The sequence below is a fragment of the Peptoniphilus rachelemmaiella genome (genome assembly GCF_943169845.1).
Taxonomy (GTDB): Bacteria; Bacillota; Clostridia; order Tissierellales; family Peptoniphilaceae; genus Aedoeadaptatus; species Aedoeadaptatus rachelemmaiella.
Genome location: NZ_CALPBW010000006.1, coordinates 43,713 through 58,455 on the forward strand (window position 1 = coordinate 43,713; position 14,743 = coordinate 58,455).

Sequence of the window (14,743 nt, forward strand, 5' to 3'; positions counted from 1 at the left end):
GCAAAAGTTTTCTAAAAAATAGCGAAGACATTTCTTTTTCGGCGGCGGTTCGCGGCCCCTGTGTTATAATGGCATACGAAAAAAGAAGTGGAGGAGATTATGAAGTTTCTAAAAAAATACATGGCAGCGGCTCTGGCCCTTCTCATGCTCGTTACGATTCAGGCGCCGGTATTCGCCGATGCCGTGGAAGGCGACGTGATTCTGTGTTTCGGTCAGGACCTTACGCCCGAACAACGAGATGCCTTGATGAAGCGCTTTAACGGATCGGACAAGGATCAAATCATCGAGGTCACCAACAAGGAAGAGCACAAATACCTGGGCGATTTCGTGCCCGAATCGAAGATCGGTCGCAAGGCCATTTCCAGCGCCAGAGTGGAATACACCGCCGAAGGCAGCGGCATCCAAGTAGAAACGTCGAAGCGGATTCGCTACATTACCCACGATATGTATCGCCAAGCCCTGGAGACCGCAGGGATTAAAGATGCGAAGATCACCGTGGATGCGCCGATGAATGTCAGCGGCACGGCGGCGCTCACCGGGATCATGAAGGCCTACGAAACTTCGACCGGCAAAAAAATCAGCGACAAAGTAAAAAAAGCGGCCAACGAAGAAATGGTCGTCACCTCGGATTTAGCACAACAGGTGGGTGCGGACAAGGCCACGGGTCTGGTGAAAGACATTAAGGAAAAAATCGCCACGGAAGCGCCGAAGAGCCGGGAAGAAGTGCAAAACATCATCATCAATATTTCCAACGAGTACAATCTTAATCTCACCGCCGAGCAAACGGATAAGTTGACGAACTTTTTCGACAATTTACGAAAGACGGACATCGACTGGCACGGCTTGGCTGATAAAGCAAAAGGCGCCGCCGATCAGGCAAAGGAATACATTAACAGCGAAGAGGGCCAAAGTTTGATTCAAAAGATCAAAGCTTTTTTCGCCGATCTGTTCGATAGCATTTTCAACAAATAAAAAACCCGGCCAGCCGGGTTTCTCAATGAAAAAGGCCTCCCCATGGGGGAGGCTTTTTTGTTTTGTTATTTTGCTTCAACGATTCTGTTTAAAGCCTTCATCAGTTCGTCGGCATCAAAACCGTGAACATAAGCAGCTTCTTCTAAGGATTCCATTTGACTGGAGGGGCAACCTACACAGCCCATGCCAAATTGCATGAGGACACGAATGGCTTCCGGGTATTGGCGAACCAAATCGCCGATTAAAGTATCTTTTGTAATCATCCTAGCCTCCTTAAGCTTTATTTTCTCATTCATTTTATCCTATGGGAAAAAGAATGGCAAGTTAGATCAAATTTTCCTTCATGTAGGCGATGATGTCGTCGGATTCCAGCATCCATGTATCGCCGTAGTGGAGGCAGGGAACTTGTTTGCCGCCGCTGCCTTCCAATAATGCCTTTTTCGCTTCGTCATCTTTGTCTACGAAGACGACGTCCACCTTTTCTACGCCCTCTTTTTCCATAAAGTCGATGACTTTTTTGCAAAAGGGGCAATAGGTAGCCGCGTATAATTTATAATCCATGGTATTCCTCCTTCTTCTTGTTATTTGTTTTATACCCAAGTGATGGCTATTCACACATGAAGGGATGAATTGAAAAAAAGTCTAATCCTTCTCTAAGTCGTAAAAATGACCGCGGCCATGTGGTATGCTTTATTTGAGGTGAAGGTATGGATATTTTTAACAGCATCGGCAAAGGTTTTGAAGACCTTTCCAATCAGGTAAAAGATTTAAGCATAAAGGGCCTTTACAGTGCGAAGGAGGCCTCCAATGTGGCGAAGTTGCGCATGCAAATTCGCGAGCTGGAGGCGAAAATTCTGGAGGAATACACCCACTTAGGGGAAGTTTATTATATGGAAATGCGGGAGCAGTCCCATTTGGCGGACACGACGAGCTCCGAGCTGCTTTTTGCCATCGACGAATTGCAAAAAGAAAAGGCGAGTCTGGAAAATCGCATGGCGTCAAAGGAGCTCGCGGGAGAGGTGTTCCGCTACGAATGCCCGGATTGCCACACGGAAATTAACAAAGATACGAATTTCTGTCCCCACTGCGGCAGAAAAATCGAGACCATCGAATTAATTGCCGATGATCCGGATTTTGTAGAATGTAAGAACTGCCATTTCCAGGCGGAGGCCGGGGCCACGTATTGCCCGCGCTGCGGCACGCCTTTGGCATAGGAGGTATTGATGGATAAAAAAGAATTGGACGAAGCGCAACTCAGGGAATCCTTAGGCGATGTGGCCTATCACGTGACCCGAGAAAAAGGCACGGAGCTTCCTTTTTCCCATCCCTACGATCACTTATTCGACGAAGGCATCTATGTGGATGTCATTACGAAAGAGGTCTTGTTTCTCTCGAAAGATAAATTCGACTCCGGTTGCGGCTGGCCCGCTTTTTCCAAGACGGCCCCCGACGCACCGATTAAAGAGACCACCGACGGGCGCTACGGCATGATTCGCACGGAAGTGGAGACGGAAACCACCCACTTGGGCCACGTCTTTAACGACGGGCCGGCGGAAGCGGGGGGTTTGCGCTACTGCATTAACGGCGCCAGCATCGAATTTATTCCCAAGGAAGAAATGGAGAAAAGAGGGTACGGTTCTTGGCTGGATTGTCTCTAAATTGAAAAGACTAGAAACCTCCGACGGGGGTATAATAGATATATACGTTAGTGAACTAAAGGAGGTATCATGAAACGGAAATTTTTATCCCTGGCACTGGCATTGGCCATGGTCCTCGGCGTCATCGCCGGCCCCATGAGCGTATTTGCCGCGCCGGCAGAAGAAACCAAGACCATTACCTTGCTTCACACCAACGATGTCCACGGACACATGGTAGCGGAGTACGGCAAAGACAAGAAACTCACCAATATCGGTTATGCACGGGTGAAAACTTATGCGGACAGCATTAAAAATGCGGTGCTTTTAGATGCCGGGGACGTGACCCACGGTACGGCACTGGCCGGTATTGAAAACGGCAAGGGCGTCATCGACGTGATGAAGGCCATGGGTTACAAGGCCATGGTGCCCGGCAACCACGATTTCAACTATGGTTATCAAGCCCTGGTGGATTTTAAAAACCAAGCTGCACCCGCAAAAGGTTCCTCCGAAGGCTTCGATATCCTGGCTGCCAACATCATTAAAAACACCGGCACCAACGACTTTAAAGGCCAAACCATCCTCGATGTAGACGGCGTTAAAGTCGGTATCTTCGGCATTGCTACGGAAGAAACCAAAGTAAAATCCAATCCGAAGAACACCGAAAGCATTACCTTCTTAAATCCCGTCGAAGTGGCGCGCGCCCAAGTGAAATCCTTGAAGGATCAAGGCGTTGATGTCATCGTCATGTTGGCCCACGTAGGCATCGACGATGCTACGGTTGTAAAAACATCCGACATCGCCAAAGCTGTTGACGGCATCGACGTCATTATCGACGGCCACTCCCACACCACCTTGCCCGAAGGCAAAGTCGTGAACAATACCCTGATCGCGCAAACGGGCTACTACCTGAAAAACTTAGGCGAAGTAAACATCACCTTAAGAGGCAAAGATGTTATTTCCAAGACCGCCGTTCTTCGCGACGCCAAATTCTTCGAAAACATTGAAGAAAACAAAGACATCGCAAAGAAACTCGACGCCATGTACGAAAACAACAAGAGCAAACTGGAACGCGTCGTCGGCACCACCGCTGTTGATTTAGATGGCGCGAGAGAACATGTGCGCGCGCAAGAAACCAACTTCGGCAACATGGTGGCAGACGCCATGCGCGAAGCGGCAAAATCCGACGTGGCGTTTACAAACGGCGGCGGCATCCGCGAAACGATTCCCGCAGGGAAGATCAACATGACCCAAATCTGGACCGCCTTCCCCTTCGGAAACACCATTATGAAGATCGAAGTCTCCGGCGCCGATTTACTGGCCGCTTTGGAATTCGGCGTAGCCGATGCACCGGCACCTCAAGGGAAATTCCCTCAAGTTTCCGGCGTCAGCTTTAAATACGATCCGAAACAAGAAGCCGGCAAGCGCGTCTACGACGTGAAGGTAGGAGACAAGGAACTTGATCTCGAAAAAACCTACACCTTAGCAACCAATGACTTTATGGCATCCGGCGGCGACGGCTACACCATGTTCGCCAAAGGCAAAAAGCTCGGCGACTACGGTATGTACACGGAAGTTCTGGAAAAATACCTGGCTGAACACAAAAATGTGGACCCGAAGGTCGAAGGCCGTATCGTGGCCGAAGCGAAGGGCGATGTAAAACCCGTCGAACCGACCAACGCCTTCACCGACATCAAGGGCCACTGGGCAGAAAAGGTCATCCTTTCCGCAACGCAAAAAGGCCTCTTTAAAGGCGTAAGCGACACCCTGTTTGCACCGAATGAACCCATTACCAGAGGCATGCTCGTGTCCGTCTTGGCCCGCCTGGAAGGACAAGATGTTAAACAAACGGCAGCCAATCCCTTTACCGACGTCAAAGCCGGCGAATGGTACGAAAACGGCGTCGTTTGGGCAGCCAAGAACAAATACGTCCTCGGTTATGAAGACAATACCTTTAAACCGAACCAAAAGGTTACCCGCGAAGAAATGGCCACCATTTTAGGTCGCTACGTCGAAGGCAAGAAAGTTCCCTACACCCTGGACTTGAAAGAACCCTTCTCCGATCAAAAAATGATTTCCAAATGGGCCCTCGAACCCATCGACATCGTTCGCCACACCAACTTAATGCAAGGTCGCGAAAACAATCAATTCGTACCCAAGGCATCGGCTACCCGTGCGGAACTGGCCAAAGTCATGGATGCGCTGGATGAAATCGTCCGCGCTACGAAAAAAGTCGATGAAAAGGTAAAAGCGGAAGAAAAAGGTAAGAAACCCGAAGAAAAGAAAGTTGCACCTGAAAAGAAGGCAACGGAAGATAAAAAAGCAGTCGAAACTGAAAAGAAGGCAGCTTAAATGAAAATGAAAAGAGAGCCGGCGACGGCTCTTTTTTCATGGGAAGAAAAGGGATTGTAAACAGAAGGTGAAAAGAAGGTTAAAAAATACTTGGATTCACGAATATTTCTCTTGACCCACCCTCTTTTTTGCGGTATTATATAGCGTTATTTGCCTTGACAAACAGCGGGGATTATTGTATACTTGTATCACATATAATTGTGTGGATAGAAGGGCGGTCCCAATGACACAAATGGATATGATAAAAAACGAATTGTCAGAGCATATTGGCAAAGAGGTAATTGTGAAGGCAAATCGAGGGCGCAAGCGCATTGTCACCCGTAAAGGCGTGCTCACGGCGGTCTACCCCTCCCTGTTTGTCATTAGCATCTCTTCCGACGATCGCAGCGATCGAAACATTTCATTTACCTATGCCGACGTACTCACGTCCACGGTAAAAATTATGATCCTGGAAGAAGATGCGGATTCGGCTAAATTAAAAATATCGTAGTGAAAGGCTCCCTTGGCGGAGCTTTTTTTATGGGAGGATACCTTGCGCGCCTACGGAAAAATCAATGTCGGCTTGTGGATTTCAGGCAAACGAGCCGACGGCTACCACGAAATAAAAACACTTTTTCTGCCCATCGGGCTATATGACGAGATTGAAATAGTAAAAACCGCCGCCTTTTCCATTGAAGGGCCCAATTACGGGGAGAAGGATCTCATGGCGAAGGCCCATGGCTTTTTAGAAAACCGCTTCGGCCCCTTGCCCGTGAAGATAGTGATTCAAAAAAACATTCCGGCGGGGGCGGGCCTTGCCGGGGGCACAGCCGACGGCGCCCTGGTTTTAAAGGCCGTGAGAGACATTTACAGCCTGCCTGTTGCCGATGAGGAACTGATCCATGACTGTGCTGTGCTGGGGGCGGATTTCCCATATTGTCTTTACGGCAAGGCCGCCGTAGGCGAGGGGATCGGCGATGTGCTCCGGCCTGTAAACATCCCGCCCTATCCGGTGCTTTTGCTCAATCCGGGCTTTGCCGTGTCCACGAAAGCGGCCTACGAAAAGGTGAAGGCCTTTCACGAAACAGCCGCTGTAGACGATGCGGTGAATCTTCTGAAAGAAGGACGACTCGAAGGGCTCAGGGATGTGGTGGTCAACGACCTTTATCCCGGCGTCAGCGGTATGCATCCGGTCATCGACGGGATGATTCGCGATCTTTACGAGGCGGGGGCGGCCTTTTCCCACATGTCCGGCTCCGGGCCCACGGTATACGCTTTGTTTAAAAAAATAGAGGATCGGGACGCCGCCTATGCTATACTAAGAAAGAAGTATAAAATCGTAATCAAAACGGAAACGGCGGGAGAGGAACATGGAACGATTGGGAATAGCCATCAATGACAAAGCGGGCATGTATGCGGCGGCCGCGCTGATTCGGCGCCGCCCGGATCTTTCTTTTACGATCCTCTACGATCCCGCCACGGGCGAAGATTTTTACAAAAAAAATAAAGCCCGCTTCCGCTCCATGAAGATGGATGCTGCCTTCTGCTTAACCCAAGACGCAGATGGTGATTTTGCCGAGCTTCTAAAGGAGGCTTCCGCAAAAGGCCGCACCATGGGCTATCGAAACCACGATGTGAACACGGAATTTTTGGCCCACACCGTGGCAGACGGCCTTTTTCACCACAGCTATGTATTAAACATGATCGATTCCTACGAGGCGCGCTTTGAAAAAGGCGGCACGTTGGTGTTGGCCCTTTTGGGCTACAGCTACCGGCGAGACGATTTTTCCCGCGCGTTTAAAGAAAAGGAAATCGCCGTGGCAGATCCCCTGGACCTATGGCTTGAAACCTTCCCCGAAACAGAGGAGGAGGGTGAGTGCCGCTTTTTTTGGACAGTATGGGACTTTTCCGTGGAGCGGTTCATGGGCGAGCTCTTAGGCGAAGCGGTGCGCTTCAGAAAATATTATCCCCACCCCTGGCTACGGGGCGAGGTGTCGAAAAAAAGATAAAACAAAATGACCCTCTCTGCATGATGCACTGACCCCCAAAAGTTGGATCGAGACATCCACTCTTGGGGGTCTTTTCATGGAAAAAACAATGACGAATAGAAGAAAGAGAAGATTAAAATCATTTAAAGCAGATAGAGAAAAGATAATTGCCGCGACAACACGCCCATTAAAAATTCTTCAGTTCACTGAAAAGAGAAGTTACGTCTATCGAAGCCGGCAAGGATGCGCGGAACAATCAAACACTTAAATGCGTCAACTCTAACGATCGATTCAAAGAAAAGTAAAAAGGCGAGATTCCGAAGTAAAATCGTGAACAAATGAATACAACCTAGATCAAATGCAATATAAACAACATACTGCAAGCGAAACGTTGAGAATTATGACCGAATTAACAGGAGTACTCTATATATAAATTGTTTAGGCTTCGCTCTTGACAAAATAAAATGAGAATGATAGCCTATATTAAAAGAACGAGTGTCGGTCGATTGGTGGTGAGGTTTTGACAAAAAGAAATATAAAGGATCCGGAAGAAAGAAAACAGGAGCTTATAAATATAGCATCCAGGCTTTTTGAGAAGAATGGATATGAGAAAGTTTCTGTGCGAGATATTCTCGCAGAAGTTAATGGTGCACCTGGAATGTTTTATTACTACTTCAAATCAAAAGAAGATATTTTCTTGGCGTGTATGGAAACATATTTTGATGAAAAACTAAAAAATAAGTTGGATATACTCCAAAACAAGGAAATAGATTACGAAGAAAGAATAAAAACTTTAAGGGAACTTATAGTAAAAGATATCGGTCAGTTTACGACAAGATATAATTTTTCAAAAGAGAATTCAATTACAGATAATTCTTACAGGCTATGGGAATTGATTCATTACATTGGAAAATTTATATATGTCTATTCAGAGTTTATAATTGAAGGGATTGAAGACAAAAAAATAGGAAATAATATGGGAATAAACAGAGAAAATGTGAGAAGTTTTGCAGCTTTTATTTTATACGGAGCTGTTGGAACAATATATAATGACTATATTATTAAGGGAGAAAACAAAACAAATTCAAGCGAGGCCTTTGGAATAATAGGTGAACTATTTCAAAGACCTCAGTAGAGAAAAATAAAATATAAGTATTTTACAAGGGAAACATCAAGGATGTTTTCCTTGTATTAGTTTTAAGGCAAATGAACGAACTCGTTCGGTAAGGAGGTATGTTTTAGATGAAAAAGAAGAAATCAATCAAAGATATTATTTTCTACAGTGAAATAAAAAAAGGACAACTTGTAGGAGGAATATTATTTGTTACTCTTGGGATGCTGTTAAGTATTTGTCCAATTTTGGTGATATACAAAGTCATAAAATCTCTATTTTTATATGGAAAATTAGAACAAAGTACAATACAGTTCTGTATCTATGGACTTGCAGCAGTGGTATTGTCATATTGCTTAACTTACATTGGCGGTATTTTATGCCATAAGTTTTCATATGTTTTAATAGCCAACTTAAAAAAGAAGATATTATTTCATATTGGGAATCTTCCTTTAGGATTTTTTACCGGAGACAACAAGTCAAAAATAAGGCAAGTATTAGGATCGGACATGAATCAAATTGAGGGATATTTTTCTCATCAATTACCAAATTTAATTTCAACTTTAGCACTAATTTTAGCAATGATAATTGTTATGTTGAAGATAAATTTAATATTAGGTCTTACGACTTTGTTAATTATATTTGTCGGTTTAGGAATTCAGATTGCAATCATGGCAAAGATTATAAAATCAGGTGGACTTGAGAAGAACTTTGCAATATTGGATCAAATTAATTCAGCTACCAGTGAATATGTTAAAGGTATGCCGGAAGTAAAAATATTTGGAACAGGAGCAAAATCATTTAAAACTTTTTCAAAGTCAGTAGGAGAATATAGAGCCTTTACAAGTTCGATGACATCAATGATAAGACCGGGATTTGTTTCATTTAGAATGTTTATTTTATCTGTTGCTACATTCATAGTTCCAGTAGGAATACTTTTAATGTCACGAAATAATAACTTGGATTTTGCTACAGTTTTTATTTTCTATTTGATTCTTGCACCTGCCATTAGCGTACCTGCATTAAAACTTAGAGATTTTGCAGAAGGAATGAATTTACTAAATGAAGTTGTTTTGAGAATCTACGAAATCATAGATCAAAAAGAATTGGCAATTGAAAATAGCGAGGAAGAGATAAAAGGTCATGATCTTGAATTCGAGAATGTAAGCTTTTCTTATGGAAATGAAGAGGTTTTAAAGAATATAAGCTTCTGTGCTAAACAAGGAGAAGTTACAGCATTGGTTGGCTATTCGGGAGCAGGCAAATCTACCATTGGAACGCTAATACCCAGATTTTACGATCCTTCAGAAGGCTCCATTAAAATTGGTGGGGTTAATATAAAAAATATTCCGATGAACGACTTAATGGAGAGGATAGCATTCGTTTTTCAAGACAGTGATTTAATCACAGATACAGTCTTCAATAATGTTGCTATGGCAAAGACAGGCTCCACAAAAGAGGATGTTATAAAAGCATGTAAAAAAGCAAGATGTCATGATTTTATTGTAAAACTTCCTGATGGGTATGACACTGTTTTGGGTAAAGGAACTCATTTATCCGGAGGAGAGAAACAACGTATTGCCGTGGCAAGAGCAATTTTAAAGGACGCACCGGTATTAGTATTAGACGAGGCAACAAGTTTTGCAGACTCTGAAAATGAATATCTTATGCAGGAAGCTTTATCTGAATTGGTTAAAGATAAGACAGTTATCATGATTGCGCATCGGTTAAATACCATAGAGCAAGCAAATCAAATTTTAGTAATATCTGATGGAAAAATTGCAGAAAGAGGGAAGCATGAAGATTTAATCCTTGCAGATGGAATATATAAGCGACTTTATGAAATTTATAAGAAAACGAATATTTGGCAAATGGATATAGAAGGGAGTGAGAATGAATGATAAGTAATATTACTTTAGGAAAGATGAATAATATAAGAAAATCCATTGCCTTAAATGTTTTGGCTTCTATTTCCAACCTTATACCATTTATTGCTTTGGCGAAAATTGTAGAAACACTATTTTTAAATAGAGGTGCAGATAGTATAGATACGAGCCTTTTATGTAAGTATTTTGGGATAATGGCAATATTTTTCTTTGTAACATTCTTATTGGAAAATTTAGCCACAAAATATACCTATGAACTTGGATACAAGTCTAGTGCAGATGGAAGAATAGAGCTTGCAGACCACATAAGAAAACTGCCAATAGGTTATATTTCAGGGAAAAGCTCAGCAGAGATCTTAGATACATTAATGAATGATTTTTTCAAAGTTGAAACGGCAGTAACGCACCAACTACCTCAATTCTTCAGTGGTATATGTGTAGCAGTTCTTTGCTCAATATTATTTTTGATCATTAATCTAAAAATGGGAATAGCAACACTTATTGGATTGCCGATTTCTGTTCTACTTCTCACACTCATGCAAAACTTTCAGAAAAAAATCTATTTGAAAACAAAGAAAATGAGGATAAAAGAGGAAGAAGATACAAACGAATATTTGGATGCCATTAAGACTCTAAAAGCTTATAACAGCATAGATGATACATTAATAAAACTTGAAGAAGATATAGATAACTCAAAAGACGCAAATATTAAGAGTGAGAAAGGGGTTGGTTCATTAACTACTATAGCAAGTATGATTTTAAGAATAGGACTTCCTTTGATGAGTTTAGCCGGTTCCTGTTTATTTATAAATGGATCTTTGGAAATTGATACATTTTTAATGTTCTTATTTGTAGGCACAAGAATTTTTGATCCCTTGGAGCTTGCACTTGTAAATTATACGGGTCTACAAATGGCATCAGTTTCAGGAGAGAGAATCATCAACCTACTTAACGCTGAACCCATGTCAGGAAATTGCGATGTAATCGAAAGCAACAAAATTGAAATCTGTGATGTTTCATTTTCTTATAAGGAAACTAAGGTTATCGACAATGTTTCATTAGACATTAATGAAAATGAATTAACTGCTTTTGTTGGTTACTCTGGCTCTGGAAAATCTACACTGATTAAATTAATTTCCAGATTTTATGATCCTAATGAAGGGACAATTAAAATTGGTGGAGTAGATTTGCTAACAGCCGACCCTGATAAATTAATGGATAAATTTTCTGTTGTGTTTCAAGATGTGTATCTTTTTAAAGACACAATTTATAACAACATTAAGTTTGGAAATGAAGATGCGAGTAAAGATGAAATCATGAATGCTGCAAAAATGGCAGGAGCTTATGACTTTATAGTCAATAAAGATGATGGATTTGACACTATGATTGGACAAGGAGGAGCGACTCTGTCTGGAGGTGAGAAACAAAGAATATCAATAGCGAGAGCAATATTAAAAAATGCCCCAATAATACTACTTGATGAAGCAACATCTTCGCTTGATCCTGAAAATGAACTTATTATACAAGAAGCTCTATCAAATTTAATTAAGAATAAAACAGTTGTGGTTGTAGCCCATAAATTAAGAAGCGTAATGGGAGCTGATAAAATTGTTGTTTTAAACAACGGAAAGGTAGAGGAAGTTGGGAAGCATGAAGAACTTATTAAAAATGAAGGACTATATAAAGACTTATGGAATTATCAAGAAAAGTCTAAAGAATGGAAGATTGTACAGTAACAATCAATTTTAAAGGAGGAAACTTATGAAAACACAAAAGAAATCATCAAAAAACGCAGTTACAGCCGGTGTTTTAATTGCACTTTACTTTGTAACATATTTAGTAATTGGGGCAATATCTATGCCTGTCCCTGTTTTATTTTTACTAATGCCTATGCTTGTAGCACTACTTGCTGCACCAACCTATCATATGCTTCTTGCAAAGACAAAGTCAGCTACTGCTATTGTAATCGCAGCTATTTTACCAAGTATTTTATTAGTTGCAACAGGGCATATTCCAATTGCACCATTAGTGGCAGTGCCTGCCGGAATAATTGCCATGTTCATAGCAAAAAGTGGAAAATATACAGACTTTAAGAAAAATACAATTAGTCATATGTTTTTTTCTCTAAACTTATTTGGAGGATTCTTACCAATTTGGGTTATGAGAGAAGCATTTTTTGAAAGTGTAATAAAAGGTGGCTTAGATCAAAGCTTTTGTAACACAGTAAGAGCATGGACACCAATATGGATGTTACCGGTTATGATCATAGGAACATTTATATTCTCTTTGATCGGTTCTTATTTTACAAAGAAAATACTAAATAAAAAGTTGGAATCCGCAGGAGTTTTATAATGGAAAATTCAAAGTTTGTTCTGGGGTCAAAATATGACCTCAGAACAAAACTTATCTTACTTATAGGTGCGAATATTTTAATTTTTATGGGATTCAGTTTGGTCTATCAAAGCCTTATTACATTATTTTTCCTTGCCATTATTATTAGTGAAGGTTATAGAAAATCTGCGATAAGGTATATTTTATTTTTTGTAATAAGTGTAGTATTGGAAAAATCTTTAGCCTATTTTAGTATGAATTTTCTTTTGAATTTAATTTTATTTATCTTGGCAATTGGAAGAAAATTTCTGCCATGTATTATCGTGGGTAAATGGATTTTAAATTCCACATCTGTTTCCGGTGCAGTGGCAACATTACAAAAATTAAAACTTTCAAAAGACTCGCTCATAATGATTTCTGTAATATTTCGATGTTTGCCTACCATTAAAGACGAATGGAGTCATATAAATATGGCGATGAAAACGCGAGGAATTAATTTCAACTTAATAAATTTAATAAGAAAACCAACATTAATTATGGAGTATTTTTTTGTACCCTTATTCGTAAGTGTGATAGAAATTGGGGATGAGCTCTCTCAATCAGCCATTATAAGGGGACTTGATGCGCCTGTTAACAAAACAAGTAGATATCTTATTAAGTTGAGGATAAAGGATCGTTGTGTTTTACTTTCTATGACTTTAATTATATTAATCGTCGTAGTTATGAAAATTTCGGGGTGGGACTTATGATTGAAATTAGAGAATTAAGTTTTAAATACAAGGGAGGAGCGAATTACTCATTAAAAGACATTAATTTAATTGTAAAAAAAGGAGAATGCATTCTTCTATGTGGTAGAAGTGGTTGTGGAAAGTCGACTCTCTTAAAGCTTATGAATGGCATAATACCCGAGTTTTATGATGGGGACATTTCCGGCAGTGTTATGGTCAATTGTATGAATGCATTTACCACACCAATTTATAAATTATCTAAGAGTGTAGGTACGGTTTTCCAAAATCCCAAAACACAATTTTATACAACCAATACAACCGATGAAATTGCTTTTGGTTTAGAAAATTACGGCATAGAAAGGGAAGTAATTAACAAAAGAATTGAAGAAGTCGAAAAAGAGCTTCATCTTGAAAACTTGATGAATAAAAATATATTCAGTCTTTCCGGAGGAGAAAAGCAGAAGATTGCTATAGCAAGCATTTACGCATTAAACCCTGAGATATTTATTCTTGATGAACCCTCTTCAAGCTTAGACATAAAGTCAATGAAAGAACTATCGCTTACAATAAAAAAGCTTAAATCTTTAGGAAAAACTATTATTATTGCAGAACACAGGCTGTGGTATTTAATAGACATTGTTGATAGAGCAATATACTTAGAGGATGGAAAAATCATCAGAGAATATAGTATGGACGAAATTGAAAATCTAAGTGAAGATGAACGAATGAGAACGGGACTTAGGCATTCTGATTATAAAGCCATTGAAAGATTTGATGATTTTGAAACTTCAAATAAAGGGACTTTATTAGAGTTAAAAAATCTGATGTTCAAAAGAAGTACCAGAACAATTTTGTCCATCAAGGATCTTAAATTTAGCTATGGGAATATTATTGGGATTGTTGGAGAAAATGGAATTGGGAAGTCTACATTAGCAAAAATCATATGTGGCTTATACAAAGAAAATAAAGGGAAAATTTTAAGAGATGGTGAGAATTTAAATATAAAAAGTAGGCTAAATGAGAGCCTGCTTATTATGCAGGAAGTGAACTATCAGTTATTCACAGACAGCGTTAAAGATGAAATAGTATTAACATCAAATATTAAAGATGATTATGTTTTAGATACTTGGCTAAAAGACATGGAGTTAAAAAACATTGGTGATAGAAATCCTCACACCTTGTCAGGAGGACAAAAACAGAGAGTGATTATTTTATCCGCTTTACTATCCGACAAGAAAATCCTATTTTTCGATGAGCCAACCAGTGGATTGGACTATAGAAATATGAAAATAGTAGCTAAAAACATAAAGAAAGTTAAGGAAAAAGACAAGCTGATTTTAATAATATCCCATGATGTTGAGTTTTTAGAGTCAGTCTGCGATAGGGTTGTAAAGTTTTAGAACAATAATGTAACTTTTCCGTGAGAAGGATCACGTGTTTTTATCGCATCGGGCATCTTGAAGCAATTGCACTCCTTGAGCGTGGAAGGAACTACAATGGGGACATAGCCGCTCGTGAATGGCACACATTATTATTGTTATAAAACGTTTTTTTGAAGCACCGGTTAACTCGACATCTTGGATTCCTAAAAGAATTGTTGTAATATTGTTTTGCGCTTGTTTGATCCCCTTTATTAATTTGTGGTGATTTAATTTTAGGTAATTGGGAAAACAAGTGCTATCTTTTTGCACAAAAATATCCATTGAGGAGGTTACTCCCCAACGGATATTATAGAGCCAAAAATATCTACTGAGGAGGTTAC

15 protein-coding genes are annotated in these 14,743 nt (G+C 40.6%); 13 read left to right on the forward strand and 2 right to left on the reverse strand.

Annotated features, from left to right (window positions below):
• The first annotated feature begins 99 nt into the window (after positions 1 to 99).
• Complete coding sequence (locus KO087_RS03755; protein ID WP_215507856.1) at positions 100 to 972, forward strand: DUF1002 domain-containing protein; 873 nt, start codon at positions 100 to 102, stop codon at positions 970 to 972.
• Positions 973 to 1,037: 65 nt separating this feature from the next.
• Here KO087_RS03755 and KO087_RS03760 read toward each other — a convergent pair whose 3' ends face one another.
• Both KO087_RS03760 and KO087_RS03765 read right to left on the reverse strand, forming a co-directional pair.
• Positions 1,038 to 1,235, reverse strand: a complete 198-nt coding sequence (locus KO087_RS03760; RefSeq protein ID WP_215507858.1) for a DUF1858 domain-containing protein — start codon at positions 1,233 to 1,235, stop codon at positions 1,038 to 1,040.
• Positions 1,236 to 1,296: 61 nt separating this feature from the next.
• The gene (locus KO087_RS03765; RefSeq protein ID WP_215507860.1) at positions 1,297 to 1,533 is read right to left on the reverse strand and encodes a glutaredoxin family protein; all 237 of its coding nucleotides are present in this window, start codon (positions 1,531 to 1,533) and stop codon (positions 1,297 to 1,299) included.
• Positions 1,534 to 1,679: 146 nt separating this feature from the next.
• Here KO087_RS03765 and KO087_RS03770 point away from each other — a divergent pair, with 146 nt between their 5' ends.
• The 12 genes from KO087_RS03770 (at position 1,680) to KO087_RS03825 (ending at position 14,381) form a co-directional block, all read left to right on the forward strand.
• The gene (locus tag KO087_RS03770; protein WP_215507861.1) at positions 1,680 to 2,186 is read left to right on the forward strand and encodes a zinc ribbon domain-containing protein; all 507 of its coding nucleotides are present in this window, start codon (positions 1,680 to 1,682) and stop codon (positions 2,184 to 2,186) included.
• 9 nt (positions 2,187 to 2,195) lie between these two features.
• Positions 2,196 to 2,630, forward strand: a complete 435-nt coding sequence (gene msrB, locus KO087_RS03775; protein ID WP_215507862.1) for a peptide-methionine (R)-S-oxide reductase MsrB — start codon at positions 2,196 to 2,198, stop codon at positions 2,628 to 2,630.
• Between the two features lie 69 nt (positions 2,631 to 2,699).
• On the forward strand, positions 2,700 to 4,958 hold the full coding sequence (locus tag KO087_RS03780) for a 5'-nucleotidase C-terminal domain-containing protein (protein ID WP_215507863.1): 2,259 nt from the start codon (positions 2,700 to 2,702) through the stop codon (positions 4,956 to 4,958).
• Positions 4,959 to 5,196: 238 nt separating this feature from the next.
• Entirely contained in the window at positions 5,197 to 5,448 is a 252-nt protein-coding gene (locus KO087_RS03785) for a Veg family protein (RefSeq protein WP_285814621.1), read from the forward strand.
• A gap of 42 nt (positions 5,449 to 5,490) precedes the next feature.
• Entirely contained in the window at positions 5,491 to 6,336 is an 846-nt protein-coding gene (gene ispE, locus KO087_RS03790) for a 4-(cytidine 5'-diphospho)-2-C-methyl-D-erythritol kinase (protein WP_215507865.1), read from the forward strand.
• Positions 6,308 to 6,946 (forward strand): hypothetical protein, encoded by a 639-nt coding sequence (locus KO087_RS03795; protein ID WP_215507866.1) that lies wholly within the window; start codon positions 6,308 to 6,310, stop codon positions 6,944 to 6,946. Before ispE ends, KO087_RS03795 begins: the two co-directional genes overlap by 29 nt.
• A gap of 499 nt (positions 6,947 to 7,445) precedes the next feature.
• On the forward strand, positions 7,446 to 8,060 hold the full coding sequence (locus KO087_RS03800) for a TetR/AcrR family transcriptional regulator (protein WP_215507868.1): 615 nt from the start codon (positions 7,446 to 7,448) through the stop codon (positions 8,058 to 8,060).
• Positions 8,061 to 8,167: 107 nt separating this feature from the next.
• Positions 8,168 to 9,937, forward strand: coding sequence for an ABC transporter ATP-binding protein (locus tag KO087_RS03805; protein WP_215507870.1), 1,770 nt, complete (start codon positions 8,168 to 8,170; stop codon positions 9,935 to 9,937).
• Positions 9,934 to 11,658 carry an ABC transporter ATP-binding protein gene (locus tag KO087_RS03810; RefSeq protein WP_215507872.1) on the forward strand — a complete coding sequence of 575 codons (1,725 nt, stop codon included), beginning with the start codon at positions 9,934 to 9,936 and terminating at the stop codon, positions 11,656 to 11,658. The genes KO087_RS03805 and KO087_RS03810 overlap by 4 nt, the downstream gene beginning before the upstream one ends.
• 25 nt (positions 11,659 to 11,683) lie before the next feature.
• Positions 11,684 to 12,274, forward strand: a complete 591-nt coding sequence (locus tag KO087_RS03815) for an MptD family putative ECF transporter S component (protein WP_215507874.1) — start codon at positions 11,684 to 11,686, stop codon at positions 12,272 to 12,274.
• On the forward strand, positions 12,274 to 13,002 hold the full coding sequence (locus KO087_RS03820) for an energy-coupling factor transporter transmembrane component T family protein (RefSeq protein WP_215507876.1): 729 nt from the start codon (positions 12,274 to 12,276) through the stop codon (positions 13,000 to 13,002). The genes KO087_RS03815 and KO087_RS03820 overlap by 1 nt, the downstream gene beginning before the upstream one ends.
• Complete coding sequence (locus KO087_RS03825) at positions 12,999 to 14,381, forward strand: ABC transporter ATP-binding protein (protein WP_215507878.1); 1,383 nt, start codon at positions 12,999 to 13,001, stop codon at positions 14,379 to 14,381. The genes KO087_RS03820 and KO087_RS03825 overlap by 4 nt, the downstream gene beginning before the upstream one ends.
• Positions 14,382 to 14,743 lie beyond the last annotated feature (362 nt).

Excerpts from the sequence above, each read along its gene's own strand:
- KO087_RS03755 (WP_215507856.1), top strand. The coding sequence starts at position 100 with ATGAAGTTTCTAAAAAAATACATGGCAGCGGCTCTGGCCCTTCTCATG.
- KO087_RS03815 (WP_215507874.1), top strand. The coding sequence starts at position 11,684 with ATGAAAACACAAAAGAAATCATCAAAAAACGCAGTTACAGCCGGTGTT.
- KO087_RS03795 (WP_215507866.1), top strand. The coding sequence starts at position 6,308 with ATGGAACGATTGGGAATAGCCATCAATGACAAAGCGGGCATGTATGCG.
- KO087_RS03780 (WP_215507863.1), top strand. The coding sequence starts at position 2,700 with ATGAAACGGAAATTTTTATCCCTGGCACTGGCATTGGCCATGGTCCTC.
- KO087_RS03760 (WP_215507858.1), bottom strand. The coding sequence starts at position 1,235 with ATGATTACAAAAGATACTTTAATCGGCGATTTGGTTCGCCAATACCCG.
- KO087_RS03785 (WP_285814621.1), top strand. The coding sequence starts at position 5,197 with ATGATAAAAAACGAATTGTCAGAGCATATTGGCAAAGAGGTAATTGTG.
- KO087_RS03805 (WP_215507870.1), top strand. The coding sequence starts at position 8,168 with ATGAAAAAGAAGAAATCAATCAAAGATATTATTTTCTACAGTGAAATA.
- KO087_RS03810 (WP_215507872.1), top strand. The coding sequence starts at position 9,934 with ATGATAAGTAATATTACTTTAGGAAAGATGAATAATATAAGAAAATCC.
- KO087_RS03765 (WP_215507860.1), bottom strand. The coding sequence starts at position 1,533 with ATGGATTATAAATTATACGCGGCTACCTATTGCCCCTTTTGCAAAAAA.
- KO087_RS03825 (WP_215507878.1), top strand. The coding sequence starts at position 12,999 with ATGATTGAAATTAGAGAATTAAGTTTTAAATACAAGGGAGGAGCGAAT.
- msrB (WP_215507862.1), top strand. The coding sequence starts at position 2,196 with ATGGATAAAAAAGAATTGGACGAAGCGCAACTCAGGGAATCCTTAGGC.
- KO087_RS03820 (WP_215507876.1), top strand. The coding sequence starts at position 12,274 with ATGGAAAATTCAAAGTTTGTTCTGGGGTCAAAATATGACCTCAGAACA.
- KO087_RS03770 (WP_215507861.1), top strand. The coding sequence starts at position 1,680 with ATGGATATTTTTAACAGCATCGGCAAAGGTTTTGAAGACCTTTCCAAT.